The 17,109-nt window shown below is 66.9% G+C and carries 25 protein-coding genes; 11 read left to right on the top strand and 14 right to left on the bottom strand.

Features of this window, described 5'->3' with window-relative positions; translation table 11 throughout:
• The first annotated feature begins 155 nt into the window (after positions 1 to 155).
• From FD678_RS18995 to FD678_RS19010, 4 genes are all read left to right on the top strand, one after another.
• On the top strand, positions 156 to 1,199 hold the full coding sequence (locus FD678_RS18995) for a ribonucleotide-diphosphate reductase subunit beta (protein ID WP_140727634.1): 1,044 nt from the start codon (positions 156 to 158) through the stop codon (positions 1,197 to 1,199).
• Positions 1,200 to 1,312: 113 nt separating this feature from the next.
• The gene (locus FD678_RS19000) at positions 1,313 to 1,807 is read left to right on the top strand and encodes a flavodoxin (protein WP_140727637.1); all 495 of its coding nucleotides are present in this window, start codon (positions 1,313 to 1,315) and stop codon (positions 1,805 to 1,807) included.
• Positions 1,779 to 2,105 (top strand): thioredoxin family protein, encoded by a 327-nt coding sequence (locus FD678_RS19005; protein WP_140727639.1) that lies wholly within the window; start codon positions 1,779 to 1,781, stop codon positions 2,103 to 2,105. The genes FD678_RS19000 and FD678_RS19005 overlap by 29 nt, the downstream gene beginning before the upstream one ends.
• Before the next feature lie 32 nt (positions 2,106 to 2,137).
• Positions 2,138 to 2,542, top strand: coding sequence for an acyl-CoA thioesterase (locus FD678_RS19010; RefSeq protein WP_140727641.1), 405 nt, complete (start codon positions 2,138 to 2,140; stop codon positions 2,540 to 2,542).
• A gap of 27 nt (positions 2,543 to 2,569) precedes the next feature.
• On the opposite strand, the gene FD678_RS19015 is transcribed toward FD678_RS19010, so the two are convergent.
• The 4 genes from FD678_RS19015 to FD678_RS19030 all read right to left on the bottom strand — a co-directional run bounded on the left by FD678_RS19015 (position 2,570) and on the right by FD678_RS19030 (position 5,974).
• Positions 2,570 to 3,085, bottom strand: a complete 516-nt coding sequence (locus tag FD678_RS19015) for a hypothetical protein (RefSeq protein WP_140727644.1) — start codon at positions 3,083 to 3,085, stop codon at positions 2,570 to 2,572.
• Positions 3,086 to 3,191: 106 nt separating this feature from the next.
• On the bottom strand, positions 3,192 to 4,130 hold the full coding sequence (gene panE / locus FD678_RS19020) for a 2-dehydropantoate 2-reductase (protein WP_140727646.1): 939 nt from the start codon (positions 4,128 to 4,130) through the stop codon (positions 3,192 to 3,194).
• 28 nt (positions 4,131 to 4,158) lie between these two features.
• The gene (locus FD678_RS19025) at positions 4,159 to 4,965 is read right to left on the bottom strand and encodes an ABC transporter permease (RefSeq protein ID WP_140727649.1); all 807 of its coding nucleotides are present in this window, start codon (positions 4,963 to 4,965) and stop codon (positions 4,159 to 4,161) included.
• A gap of 61 nt (positions 4,966 to 5,026) precedes the next feature.
• Entirely contained in the window at positions 5,027 to 5,974 is a 948-nt protein-coding gene (locus FD678_RS19030) for an ABC transporter ATP-binding protein (RefSeq protein WP_140727651.1), read from the bottom strand.
• A gap of 103 nt (positions 5,975 to 6,077) precedes the next feature.
• Between FD678_RS19030 and FD678_RS19035 the strand changes: the two genes are divergently transcribed.
• From FD678_RS19035 to FD678_RS19060, 7 genes are all read left to right on the top strand, one after another.
• Positions 6,078 to 6,827, top strand: a complete 750-nt coding sequence (locus FD678_RS19035) for a ferredoxin--NADP reductase (RefSeq protein WP_140727654.1) — start codon at positions 6,078 to 6,080, stop codon at positions 6,825 to 6,827.
• Between the two features lie 107 nt (positions 6,828 to 6,934).
• On the top strand, positions 6,935 to 7,093 hold the full coding sequence (locus FD678_RS20325) for a hypothetical protein (RefSeq protein ID WP_177497901.1): 159 nt from the start codon (positions 6,935 to 6,937) through the stop codon (positions 7,091 to 7,093).
• The gene (locus tag FD678_RS19040) at positions 7,090 to 7,665 is read left to right on the top strand and encodes a hypothetical protein (RefSeq protein ID WP_140727656.1); all 576 of its coding nucleotides are present in this window, start codon (positions 7,090 to 7,092) and stop codon (positions 7,663 to 7,665) included. The genes FD678_RS20325 and FD678_RS19040 overlap by 4 nt, the downstream gene beginning before the upstream one ends.
• Positions 7,662 to 7,862 (top strand): helix-turn-helix transcriptional regulator, encoded by a 201-nt coding sequence (locus FD678_RS19045; protein ID WP_140727673.1) that lies wholly within the window; start codon positions 7,662 to 7,664, stop codon positions 7,860 to 7,862. Before FD678_RS19040 ends, FD678_RS19045 begins: the two co-directional genes overlap by 4 nt.
• A gap of 84 nt (positions 7,863 to 7,946) precedes the next feature.
• Positions 7,947 to 9,506, top strand: a complete 1,560-nt coding sequence (locus FD678_RS19050) for an alpha/beta hydrolase (RefSeq protein ID WP_140727675.1) — start codon at positions 7,947 to 7,949, stop codon at positions 9,504 to 9,506.
• Positions 9,507 to 9,534: 28 nt separating this feature from the next.
• Positions 9,535 to 10,281 (top strand): ABC transporter ATP-binding protein, encoded by a 747-nt coding sequence (locus FD678_RS19055; protein ID WP_140727678.1) that lies wholly within the window; start codon positions 9,535 to 9,537, stop codon positions 10,279 to 10,281.
• On the top strand, positions 10,278 to 11,459 hold the full coding sequence (locus tag FD678_RS19060; protein WP_140727681.1) for an ABC transporter permease: 1,182 nt from the start codon (positions 10,278 to 10,280) through the stop codon (positions 11,457 to 11,459). Before FD678_RS19055 ends, FD678_RS19060 begins: the two co-directional genes overlap by 4 nt.
• A gap of 200 nt (positions 11,460 to 11,659) precedes the next feature.
• Here FD678_RS19060 and FD678_RS19065 read toward each other — a convergent pair whose 3' ends face one another.
• From FD678_RS19065 to FD678_RS19110, 10 genes are all read right to left on the bottom strand, one after another.
• A complete protein-coding gene (locus FD678_RS19065; protein ID WP_140727684.1) occupies positions 11,660 to 12,085 on the bottom strand; it encodes a GNAT family N-acetyltransferase in 426 nt (141 codons plus the stop codon).
• A gap of 193 nt (positions 12,086 to 12,278) precedes the next feature.
• Positions 12,279 to 12,701, bottom strand: coding sequence for an SgcJ/EcaC family oxidoreductase (locus FD678_RS19070; protein ID WP_140727686.1), 423 nt, complete (start codon positions 12,699 to 12,701; stop codon positions 12,279 to 12,281).
• A gap of 44 nt (positions 12,702 to 12,745) precedes the next feature.
• On the bottom strand, positions 12,746 to 13,240 hold the full coding sequence (locus FD678_RS19075; protein ID WP_218569862.1) for a GNAT family N-acetyltransferase: 495 nt from the start codon (positions 13,238 to 13,240) through the stop codon (positions 12,746 to 12,748).
• 288 nt (positions 13,241 to 13,528) lie between these two features.
• On the bottom strand, positions 13,529 to 13,861 hold the full coding sequence (yecR, locus tag FD678_RS19080; RefSeq protein ID WP_140727691.1) for a YecR family lipoprotein: 333 nt from the start codon (positions 13,859 to 13,861) through the stop codon (positions 13,529 to 13,531).
• A gap of 116 nt (positions 13,862 to 13,977) precedes the next feature.
• Positions 13,978 to 14,247 carry a hypothetical protein gene (locus tag FD678_RS19085; protein ID WP_140727694.1) on the bottom strand — a complete coding sequence of 90 codons (270 nt, stop codon included), beginning with the start codon at positions 14,245 to 14,247 and terminating at the stop codon, positions 13,978 to 13,980.
• Between the two features lie 84 nt (positions 14,248 to 14,331).
• Positions 14,332 to 14,532 carry a KTSC domain-containing protein gene (locus tag FD678_RS19090; protein WP_140727696.1) on the bottom strand — a complete coding sequence of 67 codons (201 nt, stop codon included), beginning with the start codon at positions 14,530 to 14,532 and terminating at the stop codon, positions 14,332 to 14,334.
• A gap of 133 nt (positions 14,533 to 14,665) precedes the next feature.
• A complete protein-coding gene (locus FD678_RS19095; protein ID WP_140727698.1) occupies positions 14,666 to 15,334 on the bottom strand; it encodes a suppressor of fused domain protein in 669 nt (222 codons plus the stop codon).
• Positions 15,335 to 15,513: 179 nt separating this feature from the next.
• A complete protein-coding gene (locus tag FD678_RS19100; RefSeq protein ID WP_140727701.1) occupies positions 15,514 to 15,831 on the bottom strand; it encodes a nuclear transport factor 2 family protein in 318 nt (105 codons plus the stop codon).
• A gap of 58 nt (positions 15,832 to 15,889) precedes the next feature.
• The gene (locus FD678_RS19105) at positions 15,890 to 16,288 is read right to left on the bottom strand and encodes a hypothetical protein (protein ID WP_218569863.1); all 399 of its coding nucleotides are present in this window, start codon (positions 16,286 to 16,288) and stop codon (positions 15,890 to 15,892) included.
• A 502-nt stretch (positions 16,289 to 16,790) separates the two neighbouring features.
• Positions 16,791 to 17,109 (bottom strand): IS3 family transposase (locus FD678_RS19110; RefSeq protein WP_218569864.1); only part of this gene is annotated, 319 nt, incomplete at its 5' end.

The raw sequence follows: 17,109 nt of genomic DNA on the forward strand, positions 1-17,109 counted from the left end.
GCGCATCCGCGCTGTCGCTCCCCACGGTTCGCTTTGCGAACCGCGGGCCCCGTCCCATCAGCACCCACAACCCCGCGCCTGCGGCGCGCGCCCCCCTGACTCAGGGGGGCTTTCCTCCAGTTGCCGCGCGCAACCTGAAACACGAGAAAGCATCCATGTCCGCCACCCCGCTCGATCGCATCAAGATCCTCGAGCCGCGCAACCCGAACCGTTCGACCGGCATCATCAACGGCAAGACCAGCGGCATCCTGAACTGGAACGACATCCCGTACCCGTCCTTCTACCGGGCGTACAAGGAGCTGTCGACCAACTTCTGGATCCCCGACGAGGTCGACATGAAGATCGACGCGCGCCAGTACGGCGAGCTGTCGGGACGCGAGAAGAACGCCTACGACTCGATCATCGGCCTGCTGGCGACGCTGGACTCGCCGCAGACGCGCTTCATCTACAACGTCGCCGAGTACATCACCGACCCGGCCGCGCACGCCAACGCCGCGATCATCGGCCAGCAGGAAGTGATCCACAACGAGAGCTACAGCTACGTGCTGGCCTCGATCACCAACCTGGACAACCAGAACCGGGTGTTCGAGATCGCCCGCACCCACCCGACGATCCTCAGGCGCAACGCGCCGATCATGGCGTCCTACGACGACTTCATGCGCGAGAAGACCGCCGAGACCCTGCTGCGCTCGCTGATCCAGTCCTCGATCCTGGAGGGCATCAACTTCTATTCCGGCTTCGCCTACTTCTACAACCTGGTGCGCCAGAACCGGATGACCGGCACCGGCAAGATCATCAGCTTCATCAACCGCGACGAACTGGCCCACACCAAGTTCATCAGCGAGGTGATCCGCGCCATCGTCGGCGAGAACCCGGAGCTGCAGACCAACGAGCTGACCGACTACGTGCACAAGGCGTTCGCGCACGCGATCGAGCTGGAGACGCAGTGGACCGGCGAGGTGCTCGACGGCATCGACGGCATCGACGTGGACGAGATGATCCGCTACGTGAAGTACCGCGCCAACAAGATGGCCGGCATGCTCGGCATCGAGAAGCTGTACGCGGAGACCACCGACAACGTGATGCCGTGGATCAAGGCCTACGCCGACAACTTCACCGAGACCAAGACCGACTTCTTCGAGATGCGCAACGCCAGCTACAAGAAGACCAACTCGGACAACGGATTCGATGATCTTTGAGGAGCCGTGATTCGTGATTTGCGATTCGTGATTGGCAAGGGCAGGAGCAAAAGCACCGGCCATCCGGATCGGCTTTTACGAATCACGAATCACGAATCACAAATCACGCCCCTATGAACATCCTGCTGGCCCTCGCCTCGCTCAGCGGCAACACGCGCGAAGTGGCGCGCCGGGTGCGCGCGCGCTGCGAGGAGGCGGGGCACGCGCTGGACTGGATCGAGACCGACCTGCAGTCGCTGGCCGACGCATCCTTGCCGGCCCAGGCCTACGACCTGTTCCTACTCGGCTCCTGGACCGACAACGCCGGCCGCACTCCTTCGGAGATGAAGCGCTTCATCGCCGAACTGGTCGAGGCGGCCGGCAAGCCGCCGCGGGTGGCGGTGTTCGGTACCGGCGAGACCCAGTGGGGCGAGGAATACTTCTGCGGCGCCGTGCATCGCATGGCCGCCTTCTTCGCCAGCCCGTTCCCGCGGCTGGCGATCGAGCAGATGCCGCACGGCGAACGCGACGCCGAGGCCATCGACCGCTGGATCGCGCAGGTGCTCGCCACCTGCCCCGACAACAACGACACACACGAACATGCAGACCATTACCGCCACGTCGCCTGACGACTACGCCGCCGCGCTCGCGGCCCATCCGCGCCTGCTGGTGGACTTCAACAAGGACAATTGCCCGGGCTGCCGCATGCTCGACATGTCTCTGGACAAGTTCGCCGCCAGCGAGGCCGCTAACGGCCTGACCCTGCTGAAGGTGAAGCTGGAGGACATCGGCGAGGACTTCTTCCGCGGCCTGGGCCTGCGCCAGACCCCGACGCTGGCGCTGTTCAAGGACGGGGCCGAGGTCGCGCGGCTGCCCGGTTTCCAGTCGCCGGCCCAGGTCGAGGCGGCCGTGCGCGGCAGCCTGTAAGCTCGTAGCGTCTCCGATCCAGGGCCCATCGCATGGACACCCCCGAACAGGCGCCGCCCACCGAGGTGCGGATGGCGGAAATCGTCTTCCCGAACAACACCAACCACATGGGCACGCTGTTCGGCGGCCAGGCGCTGGCGTGGATGGACAAGGCCGCGTTCCTGGCGGCGGCACGCTATTCGCGCCACACCGTGGTGACCGCGCGCTCGGAGCAGGTGGACTTCGAGCTGCCGATCCGCCAGGGCCAGATGGTGGAGACGATCGGCCGCGTGGTCGGGGTCGGGCGCAGCTCGATCCGGGTGGAAGTGGAGCTGATCGCCGAGGACCTGCTCAGCGGCGAGCGCAAGCTGTGCACGCGCGGCCATTTCGTGATGATCGCGCTCGGCCCGGACGGCAAGCCGACGCCGGTGAGGCCGCTGCCCGCCGCAGGGGCCTGAGCCGCCCCGCGCCGCGGGGCGACGGCGCTACTCGGCCACGTCGCGGTCCTCGCGCTTGGCTTCCTCCATCGCTTCCGGCTCCAGCTCCTCGGCGCTGCGGTTGAGCCGGACGAACACGCCCCAGGCCAGCAGCAGCATCGCCGCGCACAGGCCGGTCGTGGCCGCGTACGGCAGCTTGGCGGGATCGTCGTGCATCAGCTCGAAGATCGACACCAGCGTCTCGATCGCCAGCGCGATCACGATCACCACGAAGAAGCGCGACAGGTAGCGCCGCACGCGGGTGGGGCCGCTGACCTTGACGTCGCGCAGCACTTCTTCCTCGAAGATGGTCTGGCCCAGTTCCAGCGTCACCAGCGCCACGGTGAGCAGGCCGATCGCCTCCAGCACCACGTTGAAGCGAATGCGGACCGCCATGTCGCCGCCGGGCGAGAGCCCGTGCCACAGCTCCATCGCGGCCATCGTCACCAGGCCCGCGGCGCAGAGCACGAAGAAGCCCAGGATCACCACGTGACCGCCGCGGAACAGGACGCTCAGGAACTTCATGGCCGGGCCCAACCGGAAGGAAGCCAGAGCATCCGGCCGGGCCCGTCAGTACCGCGCGAAGGCCGGGCCGCGCCCGGGCCCGCGGGACGTCGGCCGGGCGCGCGGTTCAGCCGCCGCGCGCGAGCTGGTACGCCTGCAAGTGCACGTTCGCGGCCATCAGCCACGGCGCGTTGCGGCCGGTCTCGCGCACCCGCGCCAGCATGTCGCCGACGATGTGCTCGGCCTCGACCGGCTGGCCGGCCTCCAGGTCGCGCAGCATCGAGGCCTTCAGGTCCGAGCCGGGCTGCAGCAACGTCAGCAGGGCCTTCTCGCGCGCGGCCAGCGGCACTGGCTCGCCGGCCGCGTCGGCGGCGATCAGGCACTCGTTGTACAGGCCGTTGATGAAGGCGCGGCCGTCCTCGGTGGCGACGATGCGGCCGATCGGCGAACGCGCCAGGCAGGTGGCCGCGGCCAGCGCGCACAGGAACGTGTACTTGATCCACTGCTCCTGGGCGATCCGCGGCGAGGCCGTGTGGTCGATGCCGGCCTGCGCGCAGGCCGCGGCGAAAGCGCGCACGCGGGCGCTGTCGGCCCCGCCGTCGCGCTCGCCGAAGGTGATCGAGGCCGGCTTGCCCAGGTGCAGGATCTCGCCGCCTTCGCCCTTGGTCGCGCTGATGAAGCACAAGCCGCCGAGCACGCGCTCGCGGCCGAAGCGGGCGTCCAGCGCGTCGTAGTGGCGCAGGCCGTTGAGGATCGGCAGCACGGTGGTGTCCGCGCCGACCGCGGGCGCGATCGCCTCGATCGAGGCCTCCAGGTCGTAGGCCTTGCAGCTGAGGATCACCAGGTCGAACGGGCGTTCGGCGACCAGCGCCGGCAGCGCCCCGGCCACGGCGTGCCGCACGGCCAGGTCGGCATCGCCGAGCGGGCTGCGGATCTTCAGCCCGTCCGCCTGCAGTTGCGCGGCGCGGCCGGGCCGTACCAGGAACGTCACGTCCGCGCCGGCCTGGGCCAGGCGCCCGCCGAAGTAGCCGCCGGTGCCGCCGGCGCCAAGGATCAGGATACGCATGTCGCTCTCTTCGTCGTTGCGATGCCGGTCAGCTGCGCAGGCCCACGCCGCGCCGCAGCAGCCACAACGCCAGCGCGCTGAGCACCGCGACGAACCCGAGCATCAGCGCATACGCCACCCACAGCGGCACGTCGGAGCTGCCGAGCAGGCCGTAGCGGAAGGCGTTGACCATGTAGAAGATCGGGTTGGCGTGGGTGGCCGCCTCGGCCCAGGGCGGCAGCAGCTTCACCGAATAGAACACGCCGCCCAGGTAGGTCAGCGGGGTCAGGATGAAGGTCGGCACGATCGCCACGTCGTCGAACTTCTTCGCGTACACCGCGTTGATGAAGCCGGCCAGCGAGAAGATCGTCGCGCCCAGCAGCACCGTGGTCAGCGTCACCAGCGGGTGCGGCATGCGCACCGGCGTGAAGAACATCGCGATGACCAGCACGATCACGCCGACCATCAGCCCGCGCATCACCGCGCCGGCGACGTAGCCCCACAGGATCACCCAGTTCGGCATCGGGCTGACCAGCAACTCCTCGACGTGGCGGCCGAACTTGGCGCCGAAGAAGGAGGAGGAGATGTTGCCGTAGCTGTTCTGGATCACGCTCATCATCACCAGCCCGGGGACGATGAACTGCATGTAGGAGAAGCCGCCCATCTCGCCGACGCGCGAGCCGATCAGCCCGCCGAAGATCAGGAAGTACAGCGTCATGGTGATCGCCGGCGGCACCAGGGTCTGGCCCCAGATGCGCAGGATGCGCTGCACCTCGCGGCGCACGATGGTGCCCAGCGCGGTCAGGTTGCGGGAACCGTGATTCGTGATTCGTGATTCGTGATTCGTAGTGTTCATCGTCGTCGGTGGAGATCGGTCAGGTGGCGGGAGGCTGCTTTTGCGAATCGCCCGTCACGAATCACGAATCACGGCCTTCGCCCGTCAGCCGCACGAACAGTTCCTCCAGCCGGTTGCTCTTGGTGCGCATCGACCGCACGCGAATGCCGGACGCGTTGAGCGCGGCGAACACGCGGTTGAGGTCCATCGCGCGGGGCATGTCCAGGTCCAGCGTGTGCGCGTCGAGCGCGACCAGCGAGGTGCCGTCGATGGCCGGCAGCTGCGCCGGTAGCTCGCCGTCGATGTCGAACAGGAAGCCCTCCACGTCGAGCTTGGCCAGCAGCGCGCGCATCGGGCCCTGCTCGACGATGCGGCCGTGGTTGATGATCGCCAGGTTGCGGCACAGGCTCTCGGCTTCCTCGAGATAGTGCGTGGTCAGGATGATGGTGGTGCCGGCGGCGTTGATCTCGCGCAGCACCCGCCACATGTCGCGGCGGATCTCGATGTCCACGCCGGCGGTGGGTTCGTCCAGGATCAGCAGCTTCGGCCGGGTCATCATCGCGCGGGCGATCATCAGCCGGCGCTTCATGCCGCCGGACAGCGTGCGGCTCATCACCTGGGCCTTTTCCCACAGGTGCGCGCGCTTGAGCTCGGCCTCGGCCAGCTGGCTGGCCTCCGCGCGCGGCATCCCGTAGAAGCCGGCGTAGTTGACCAGGATGTCGAACGGCTTCTCGAACAGGTTGAAGTTGATCTCCTGCGGCACCAGCCCGATCAGCCGCATCGCCTCGCTGCGATGCGCCGACAGGTCGGTGCCGAACACCTGCACCGAGCCCTCGCTGAGGTTCACCAGCGAGGAGACGATGCCGATCAGGGTGGACTTGCCGGCGCCGTTCGGGCCGAGCAGGGCGAAGAAATCGCCGGGTTCGACGTCGAGCGAGACCCCCTTGAGGGCCTGTACGCCGTTGTCGTAGGTCTTGCGCAGGTCGCGCACGCGCAACGCTGGCGCGCCGGTTGCGATAGAAGAATTCAATCTGTTGTCCTCGCGCCGGATGGGCGGCGCCGCCGGAATGCAGCCGGTATTATAGAAGGCCACGCGGGCCCGGCCCCGGAAACAGACTGTCCCAACCTCTCCAGTGCTCGCCCAATTCCCCATCAAGCTCGTCGGCTGCCGCATGCTGGCGCCCACGGTCGGCCACTACCAGTTCGTCCGCGCCGACGGGCAGCCGCTGGACTTCCAGCCCGGCCAGTTCATCCAGGTGCATTTCCACTACGCCGACGGCGCCGCGGCCAAGCGCAGCTATTCGCTGGCGACCATCCACGATCATGCGCTCGGGCCGGGCGAGGCCGTGGAGATCGCGGTCAGCTTCGTCCCGGGCGGGGCGGCCACCGCGCTGTTCGAGAGCCTGGACATCGGCCAGGAGCTGTCGGCGAGCGGCCCGTACGGGCGCTTCTGCCTGATGCCGGGCGACCAGAACCGCCGCTACCTGTTGATCGCGACCGGGACCGGCGTGACCCCCTACCGTTCGATGCTGCCGCTGCTGGCCGAGGCGATGCGCGAGCGCGGCATCGAGGTCGTGCTGCTGCAGGGCGCGCGCACGCCGCAGGACCTGCTGTACGGCGAGGATTTCCGCGCCTTCGCCGACGCGCACCCCGGGTTCCGCTACATGCCGTGCTTCTCGCGCGAACTGCCGGAGCACCCGCACCCCGACGTGCGCCATGGCTACGTGCAGCAGTTCCTGCCGGAACTCGCGCCGGACCCGCAGCGCGACATCGCCTACCTGTGCGGCAACCCGGACATGGTGGACGCCTGCTTCGAGGCGCTGAAGCAGGCGGGGCTGCCGAACGCGCAGATCCGTCGCGAGAAGTACGTCAGCAACAAGTAGGCGCGCCGGCCTTGGCCGTTCCCGGGGCGACCTGGTGTAAAGGTCGCTTGACAGGATGGCGATCCCGCCCCATCCTCCGTGTCAAGTACGCTTGACAGGGAGGTCCCATGAAGCATCGTTCGTCGGGCAACGTCGCGGCCGGGTGGCCGCGGGCGGCAGGCGAGGTCGTCATCGTCGCGGGATCGCGCCCGCCGGCGCCGTCCGGTGCCGGCATGGCCTTGTCCGGACCGGGCTTCCACGGGGCCGTGTGGGAGCGACGCTCGTGAGCGCCGGCCGTCGGGGCGCCATCGCGATGCTCGCCGCCGGGCTGGCGGTGCTCGGTTTCGGCGTTGCGGACCTCGCACCGGGAAGCGGCCGAGGCGCCGGCCTGATCGGGGCCGGCATCGGCCTCCTCGCCGCGGCGGCGATGATGTGGCGAGCGCCGGCATGGTTGCGCGACGCCGCGCCACCGGCGCTGGCGCGGCGCTACTACCGCGATTTCCTGCCCCCGATGCTGGCCTACGTGGCCGTCATGCCGACGTGGCGGCCCCTGCTCGACGCCGTCGGGCCGACCTGGCTGCGCGTCGTGGTGGCCTTGCTGCCGGCCTTGCTGGTGGTCCTGGTGATCCGCGCGGTGGCGCGCTTCATGCGCGATGCCGACGAGATGCAGCGTCGCATCGAACTGGAATCGGTGGCGATCGCCGCGGGGGGCGTGGCCGCGGTCTACATGGCCGGGGGGTTCCTGCAATCGGCGGGCTTGATCGCGATACCGGCCAGCGTGGCGATGTTGTGGGTGTTCCCGATGTTGTGCGTCGGCTACGGCTTCATCAAGATCGCCATCGCGAGCCGCTACGCGTGAACAACCGCATGCGCGAACTGCGCGAGGCCAGCGGCTGGTCGCAAGGGGAACTGGCCGAGCGGCTGGCGGTGTCGCGCCAGACCGTCAATGCGCTGGAAACCGGCAAGTACGATCCGAGCCTGCCGTTGGCCTTCCGCATCGCAGCATTGTTCGGCGAGCCGATCGAACGGATATTCCTGTTCGACGGAGGGGATTGAGCGATAAAGGGCGGTGCGGCGCCGTCACGTCCGGCGCGCTTGCGCGTCATGGCTTGTGGAATCTGCAGAGGGGGAACGCGGGAGATGTCGAAGAAGATCAGGCTCGTTCTGGCGCTGCTGGTGGTGGTGGCCTTCGTCGGCCATCGCTACTGGAAGGCGCATGCGCCGCCGCCCACGGCCAAGCCCGCCGCCGACGCTGCCGGTGCGGCGGCCGGGCAGGCCGCCCGCAGGCATGGCGCGCTGGAGTTCCAGCCGTGCACGCTCACCCATCCGCAGGCGCCGGGCAACGTCGAAGCGAAGTGCGCGACCCTGCAGGTGCCGGAGAATCCCGCCGCGCCGCAAGGGCGCCGCATCGCCCTGAAGATCGCCTGGCTTGAAGCCGACAGCGACGGCCCCGGCGAGGCCGACCCGGTGTTCTTCATCGCCGGCGGGCCGGGCCAGTCGGCCACCGAATCGGCGAGCCTGGTCGCACCGGCGCTGGCCGAGGTGCGCAAGAAGCGCGACATCTTCCTGGTCGACCAGCGCGGCACCGGCGGCTCGAACGCGCTCGCCTGCACCGGCGCCGACGGCAAGCCGCTGTCGCCGCCGGACGAGGAGGATGCCTCGGCGGAGGCGGTCGCCGACTACGCAAGGCGCTGCGCGGCTTCGCTGCAGGGCCGGGCCGACCCGCGCTTCTACACCACCACGGAAGCGGTCGGCGACCTCGATGCCGTGCGCCAGGCGATAGGCGCGGAGACCATCGACCTGATCGGCGTGTCCTACGGCACGCGGGTGGTCCAGCACTATGCGGCGGCCCATCCGCGGCACACCCGCGCGATCGTGATCGACGGCGTGGCGCCGAACGACCTGGTGGTGGGCGGCGAGTTCGCCACCACGTTCGAGGACGCGATCCGCCTGCAGGCGGAGCAGTGCCGGACCGACCCGGCCTGCGCCAAGCGCTTTCCCACCGATACGCGCGAGCAGCTGCGCAACGTGATGGCGCGCCTGCGGCAGGCGCCGGTCGATGTGGAATACCGCAATCCCGGCACCGGGGAGATCGAACGCGGCAAGGTCACCGCCGACACCGTGACCGGGCTGGCGTTCGCGTTCTCGTATGCGCCGCAGACCGCTTCCCTGCTGCCGTTGATCCTCGACGAAGCCGCACAGGGGCGCTATGGGCCGCTGATGTCGCTGGCCGGCCTGGCCAGCCGCCAGTTCGGCGACACCATGAACCGCGCGATGCAATGGTCGGTGATCTGCGCCGAGGACGCCGATCGCTACCGCGCCCCCGAGGGCGCGCAACAGACCCTGTTCGGCCCGGACGTGGCCAAGATGTTCTTCGCCGCCTGCCCCGCATGGCCCACCGGCACGCGCCCGGCCGGATTCACCGAGCCGCTGCGCAGCGACGTGCCGGCCCTGCTGCTGTCGGGCGAGCTCGATCCGGTCACGCCGCCGCGCTACGCCGAGCGGGTGCTCGAGGGCCTGCCCAACGGCCGCCACCTGGTGGCGCCAGGGCAGGGGCACAACGTGATGGCGCTGGGCTGCATCCCCAAGCTCATCGGGCAGTTCATCGACCAGGCCGACGCGAAGTCGCTCGACGCGCAGTGCGTGGGCACGCTCAGCCGCGTGCCCGCCTTCACCTCGTTCAACGGGTGGGAACCATGACCGCCCTCGTCGCCCAGGAGGCCACCGCATGATCGCGGCCGAACACCTGTACAAGTCGTTCAAGACCCGGACCGGGCTGGTGAAGGCGGTGGAAGACGTCAGCTTCCATGCCGCGGACGGCCAGATCACCGGCCTGCTCGGCCCCAACGGCGCCGGCAAGACCACCACGCTGCGCATGCTCTACACCTTGATGTCGCCCGACCGGGGCCAGGTCGCGGTCGATGGCATCGATGCCGCCCGCGACCCGATCGCGGTGCGGCGCCGGCTCGGCGTCCTGCCGGACGCGCGCGGCGTGTACAAGCGCCTCACCGCGCGCGAGAACATCGCCTACTTCGGCGAGCTGCACGGCATGACCCGCGAGCAGATCGCCGAGCGCACGCGGATCCTGTCCGCGGCGCTGGACATGGACGACATCCTCGACCGCCAGACCGAGGGCTTCAGCCAGGGCCAGCGCACCAAGACCGCGATCGCGCGCGCGCTGGTGCACGACCCGCGCAACGTCATCCTCGACGAGCCCACCAACGGCCTGGACGTGATGACGACGCGCGCGCTGCGCGGATTCCTGCACGAGCTGCGCGAGGAAGGGCGCTGCGTGATCTTCTCCAGCCACATCATGCAGGAGGTGGCGGCGCTGTGCGATCGCATCGTCATCATCGCCAAGGGCACCGTGGTGGCCGCGGGAACCGCCGACGAACTGCGCCGCTACACCGGCGAGGACAACCTGGAAGACGCCTTCGTCAAGGCGATCGGCTCCGACGAGGGACTGCACGCATGAGTCTGTTTTCGACGTTGTGGACCGTCATGCGCAAGGAACTGCGCGACATCTCGCGCGACCATCGCACGTTGATGCTGTCGCTGTTGCTGGCGCCGTTGCTCTACCCGGTGCTGATCCTCGGCATGGGCAGGCTGGCCGAGAGCCGCGTGCAGACCCAGGTCGACAAGCCGCTGGACATCCCGGTCGTGGGCAAGGCCAACGCCCCCAACCTGGTGCAGTTCCTCGCCTCGCAGGGGCTGAACGCGGTCGATCCCCCGTCCGACCTCACCGCCGCGATCCGCAACCAGGACGTGGACGTGGCGCTGCGCATCAGCGACGACTACGCGCAGGCCTGGCGCGGCGGCCGCCCGGCGCTGGTCGAGATCATCCGGGACAGCACCCGCCGCGACGCCGACATCCCCACCACGCGCCTGCAGACCGCCTTGTCGGCCTACAGCCAGCAGGTCGGCGCGCTGCGCCTGCTGGCGCGCGGCATCGACGCGCAGATCGCGCGGCCGGTCGACATCGCCACCCAGGACCTCGCCACCGCCGAGGCCAAGCGCAATGCGCTGATGTCGGCATTGCTGCCGGTGCTGCTGATCATCACCTCGTTCCTCGGCGGCGCCTACCTGATCCTGGACGCCACCGCCGGCGAGCGCGAGCGCCATTCGCTGGAGCCGCTGCTGGCGACCCCCGCGCCGCGCAGCGCGGTGGTGAGCGGCAAGATCGCCGCGGCCTGCGTGATCGGCATGGCCTCGCTGCTGCTGACGTTGCTCGCCTTCAAGTTCAGCGCGCAGTTCGCCACCGGCATCGGCCGCCAGCTCAACGTCGGCTACCTGGCGATGGTGCAGATGCTCTTCATCCTGCTGCCGATGGTGTTCATCGGCACCTCCCTGCTGACCTTCCTCGCCGCGGCGGCCAAGAGCATGAAGGAGGCGCAGAGCCACATGACCTGGCTGATGCTGCTGCCGATGCTGCCCGGCTACGCGCTGATGGTGTATCCGCTGAAGACCCAGCTGTGGCAGTTCGCCGTGCCGTTCCTGGCTCAGAACCAGATGCTGCTCAAGGTGACGCGCCACGAAGCCATCGACGGCCAGACGTGGGCGGTCTACCTCGTCGCCGGCTTCGGCCTGGCGGCGGTGCTGTGGTACGCCGCGGTGCGCCGCTACCACCAGGAGCGGTTGGCGATCGCGGGATGATGTCCTCGTGGCCCAACAACCTTCCGAGGCAAGGTGGCCAGGGCCGCGAACATCCGCTACCCCGCATGTTCGCGAAGATCGCCGGAGCATCGGCCCGGGCTCCTGAGCGAGCCCGGGGGGACTTCTTCGGGACGACGCCATGCCGACGTGCGCACGGGCGCGAGCCGAGGGATGCCGCCCGCCGGCCGGGCCCACGGGCGTCACTGCGTATACCCGTCCGCGGCCGCCTTTGCCGGGTCCGCAAAGATGGCCATGGCGGTGTTCATGCGGCGAAAGCCGAACTTCTCGTAGAACGGTTCCCTGCCGGGGACCGCGTACAGGATGATCTTGCGGTGGCCCTTGGAGAGCTCGATCAACTTGCGGATAAGCTCCTTGCCGAGCCCGGAACCCTGGTAGGCGGGATGGACCACGATGTCGCAAAGATAGGAGCAGTCCACGCCATCGGCCACGGCGCGCCCGGCCGCGACGACCTTGTCCTCGTCGAACGCGATGCACTTGAACATGCTGTTCGAATAGGCGGTCCTCAGCCACTCCCCGCTCTTGGTCCCGAGCGGCGCGATGCGATAGAGCTCGGACAGCTCGTCCCAGTCGACCGTGTCGGTGGACTGCGTCCAATGGATCGGCATGAATCCTCCTGTGAACCTGATGCCGGGGCCGTGCGTCCGGCCTGGTAGGCAATACGCACCAAGCCTGCCCGGTCGGTAAACGGCAGCCACGACGGAAGCGGCAGACGAGGCCTCGAAGACGCCGGGCCGTTCGAGTATCGCCGATCGGGAGCCGAGGTGCGTGCCCGGCCACCGGAGGGGCTGGGGATCGTTGCTAGTCCCGCAAGATCGTCTCCCCGGTCCGGGGATTCGTGAGCGTCACGTTCTCCAGGGCGCGGATGCGCCAGGTTCCGTCCTGCCGGCTCAGCACCGCGAGGATCAGCGTATCCACTTGGTGCGCGCCGGCCGGGTGTGCGGCGCCGGTCGCCAGGCGGCTCCAGAAATGGACGACCGCGACGCCATCCGCCAGGTGGACGACATCGATCAGCTCGTTCTCTAGCGTGGAGTCGCTATAGATCGTTTCGTGGATGGGAGCGTGGAGCGCCACGATCTCGTCGACGCCCCGGACGTAGTGCCCGAAACGATTCACGAACGTGGCATCCCGATCGAAAAGACGGCCGAGCGCCTCCATGTCATGGGCATTCCAGGCAGCCTGGAACGCGGCGGGCGCATCCTCCGGTCTATGCATCGTGGTCATGGTCATCGCTTGGGTGAGAGGAAAACGGACGGGATCACCGGATCCTACGGCAGGATGGCCGCGTCCGGTTCGTCGCCGCTGCGCCCTGGATGCCGCAGCACCAACCCCACGGCGGGGAACGCTTCGTTGCCCTCGAGCCGGCCTGCAATCCTGCGCTCGACCGTGAAGCCCTCGGAGAGATAGAGTGACAAGGCGGGCTCGTTGCCTTCGAGGACCTCGACGGTCAGCGGCTGCCGCGACGCGGTTAGGACATGCCGGACCAGGGCGCGGCCCACGCCGCGCCGATAGGCCGCCGGGGACACGTAGAGCCAGCTCAGCTCGTCCGGCCTGTAGGCGACGAAGCCCTGTACTTCGCCGTCCACGAGCGCCACGGCCACTTCTCCTGCAAACAGCCCCTCGTTCTCCGCGGTGTGCTCCAGCGTGAGAAAGGAATCCTCGCCCGCGGAAAGGCGCAGCTCATCGAGCCGGGCCGCGTCATGGATCGCGCACAAGCGCGGCCAGTCTTCTGCAAGATAGGGGCGGATCTGCACCTGGGCCATGATCAATACCGAGCCGGTCGAGAACTGTTCGAGTGATCCAGGAGTCGGCCACGGACGAAGGTGCGCCGCCGTATCCCGTGCGTTGCGCTGGAACTCGCGCGTGAACCGTTGGACCCCCGTGGCCGGCGAACACCGCCCGGCGGAGGCCAGTGCGCTGCGGAGATCCTCCCTGGTCGCCCGGCCAACCGAAGGTGACGAACATCCTGGCTTCCATGAACGCTCTTCGTCGTCGGCTTGCCAATCGGACCCTGGCGGCCAAGCAGCGTCAGTCTGGATGCCGGTGGCGTCTCACCTGCCGGTTTGTTCCGGCAATCCGGGGCCGGTGCACTGGTATTCCTTGGTGACGAGCCAACGATTGCAACCACCTGTACCGTCCGGCAGGTTGCATTGCTGTATGGCCCCGCCGAAAGCTTCCGCCCCGGTATAACCCCAGGCCCGGCAACGTGCCAAGGCGAGTTCGCGGGCCTGCGCCTCGTCCGCGCGGGGCTTCTCGAGCGCGCCGTACTCGTAAGAGAGCCTTACGGTCGCATCCGCGCGACTGCCGCCGGTTGCCGCCCAGTTCTTGGCAGTGGCGCACCCGGCCAGGATGGCCGCCGAAAGAAAAACAAGCAGCGCTTTCATTGTCGATACTCGTCCTTTGCGATCAACAAGCCGAAGACAAAACGAGCTCCGCGATATCGCCTCGATTCCTGGCCCGGGCGGTAAGCGAGGCTCGGCCTGGAACAACCGCCGGGTACCTACGCAAAGTAGCGCAATGCGAGGTATACGAGGAACAGCGCGCAACCGGCAAGCGACGCCTGTCGGGCACGTCGGTTGGGCGTATCTCTGGAAAAGCCGTTCGCGTACGTCCCATAAGCCATCATGGCAAAGGCGATGCCGGCAACGAGGTTGCGCATGGCTTGTCCATATAGGACGAAGTCGATGAGATGCACCGCACCGAAGACGACGAAGAACACCACGAGCGCTTTTGCCGGGGTGCTGATGGGGGCCTGAGCTACTGAAGTCATGTCGGGAGGTCCGTTTCCGAGTGCCGATGTCTGGATCCGGCTCGTTTCGCCAGACGGCGCCAGCGTGATCGAGCCGTCGGGACTTTAGCACTGATAGCGGTCCCGGATGTGGTCGTTGTAGTAGGTGCCCTTGGATCGCGCATGGAGAAGCCCTTGGAACACATGCGCGGGAACCCGGCAGAAATCGTACGTATGTCCTAGTACGAAACGGATCTTCATGCGCCGGGTCGCGGGATCGTAGCCGATCGCGGTGATGGCTGACGAAGATACGGGAATCATGCCCATTGGATGGCCTGATGCCAGGAGCCTGCGTTGAAGCGGTGTGATCGGGCCGGTGACCCGTGGCAGGTGCCTCGGCGATGATCCATGCTCCCGGACGCAAGGTAGCCTAGGCGTCCTGGTGCCGGAACCGAGCTGCCTAGGATCGCCGGCCTTCCGTCTCCATCACCGATGTGCGCGTGGGTTGCGTGACCGGGAACGCGCCTGCCTTGGCAAGGAGCTCGACGAGTTCCGCCGTGGAATGCGAGCGCGCCCAATCGCGCTCCGCCTCCGTGATGCCGACGAGGTGGAGGAAATCGAACTTGCCGGACGCCAGCTGCTGCTGGGCAGGGTAGTGTTCCGGTTCGGCCACGGCCACGATCTTAACGCGAGTGGACGGCTCGCCGCCGATCGGGCCCGTGGGGACGCGGTGCCCGTAGTCGAGGGGCGTGCCATCGAGCCTGTCCATGCACAGGAGCAGGTGGTAGGCGAGCACTTTGCGCAGGAGCCTTATGGGCCACTCGGCTTGCGCAGGCGCTTCCACCACGAACTCGACGCCGAGCCAGGAGTACTCCGTGGGGTCGAAGTCCCCCGGCTCCGTATCCCATGGCGTGGAACCGCCCGATGTCGCATACAGCCAGGAATCCCGCTCGGGTGTCGGAGAAAACTCGAAGACGCCCAGGTGCAGCCACCTTGGGTCCACCTCGTCCTCGCCGAACTCGGCGAACGTTTCATGGGTGAGCGGAAATATCCCGCGCGAGACCGGCCCGAACAGTGAGGGATACAAGCGTTCCTCGCGTTCTTTCCAAACGCTTTCCAACGAGTTCATGGGTGCTCCGGCGGCAACGAATACATAACTAAAAAGAACAACACGAATGCGAGAAATCTGACTATGAGGCTCGACGCCTTAATTTGGCTGACCAGTGAAGCGGTTTCGGCTTGAACGAACTGTTAGGCGGCAATACATAGGCCCTATGCCGCCGTACCTTGATGGTAGACCATCTGCCACTAGCCATCATTGTTACGCCAGACCGAGCACCGCTTGGATGTTGCCGATACACCGCTAGAAGTGCGCGTGGCCAAGTAGGTGACAAGCCCAACGCAGGAAGAAAGCAGATTGACACGCATGTCTTCGACCAGGAACGACACGCCGATCTCCATTGGAAGTCGCGTAAGCACCTCGCCCTTGCCGAAAGTTCTACCACTAGCTGCGACCTCAACGAAATTGTCCGCGATCAACTTGTTGAGAACTGCGCGGTCGGCGCGGCCAGCTGGATCTAACAGTGCAAGCTCGAGTTGTTGCAACAATTTGCAGGAATCTTCCATTGCCACCAAACGCCTGAATTAAGCCGACCCGCGAAGCGGGTTACGCTTGAATGAATTGTTAGGCTTCACCTGCGCGTGCATTGTGTAGTCCGGTGACACGTGTGACACGACCGACAGCCACCCGTTTGGGGCCTTCATGGCAGTAGAACTCCACACCTGGCTTGATACGTGTACGATGCGTTTGCTGTCGCATCTCTTCAACGACGACGGTCATTCGGGCGTGCAACTCGACGCCGAGAGGTAGCGGAGCGTTCGGGGGCAAGCTATCTCCACTGGGGTCATAAAAGTCGGGCCAAATCATGTACAGCTGGTCCGAAGAGTTATCCTCAGCGTAGGAAAAGTCCCAGCGAATGCCGTTGAAAGGCGCGGTCTTACGACCACCCTCGGCCTCCGTAAGGATCCGAATGGTTGCTTCAAAGTCATCTGCTATCGGATAGAGACGATGCATGGTGTGCATGCCTAACGCCTGAATTAAGCCGAGCCGCGAAGCGGCTTCGGCTTGAATGAATTGTTAGCGCTCATGCCGCGATCTCTCCAGCCTAGGCCAGGCCGGCTGGCCTGACACATCGAGCGGAACGAGTACGCCCCGACGTGAGCGTTTGGCCGAGCGAAACATGCTGACATGCTGCTCCGTCTCCGAGAGCGGGCTGAAAGTGATGACATCGTCTGTCAGGGACCATGTCCCATGGGAGATGCCCCAGACCCCAATATCTCCACGGATCTCTGAGGAGTAGCCACCCTCGTGGTCTAGGCAAAGCCGCAACCGGTTGTATCCAGTGCTATCAGCGCCAACGTAACACCCAGCGACGTCCTGCTCATAGGCAGACAGGGAATGGCACGCCGCCAAGGCGAGTAAACAGATCACCGCTGCCGTAAACCTGTTCATGAGCGCTAACGCCTGAATTAAGCCGAGCCGCGAAGCGGCTGGGAGTTCCTACGGAAAAGTGGACACTCGTTTGCTAGTCGCATTGTTCGAACTCGACGGGTGAACGGTAACCCAGCGCCGAATGCAGCCGCTGGTGGTTGTAGAAGTGAACGTAGTCACCGATCGCCAGGCGTAGCGTCCGATCGCTGTCAAAGCGGCGACGGTGGTACAGGTCCGACTTCATCGACTTGTTCCATGACTCCATGTGCGCGTTGTCGTTCATGCGTCGCGTGAGATTGACCGACTGCGCCAGCCCCGCCCGGCCCAGCCGGCGCCGGAAATCGCCGGCCATGAACTCGATCCCCCGATCACTATGGAACAGCGTATCGCATGCCGGGGCGCGGGTGCGCAAT

The organism is Pseudomonas sp. Hp2 (assembly GCF_006386585.1).
GTDB lineage: Bacteria > Pseudomonadota > Gammaproteobacteria > Xanthomonadales > Xanthomonadaceae > Pseudomonas_S > Pseudomonas_S boreopolis.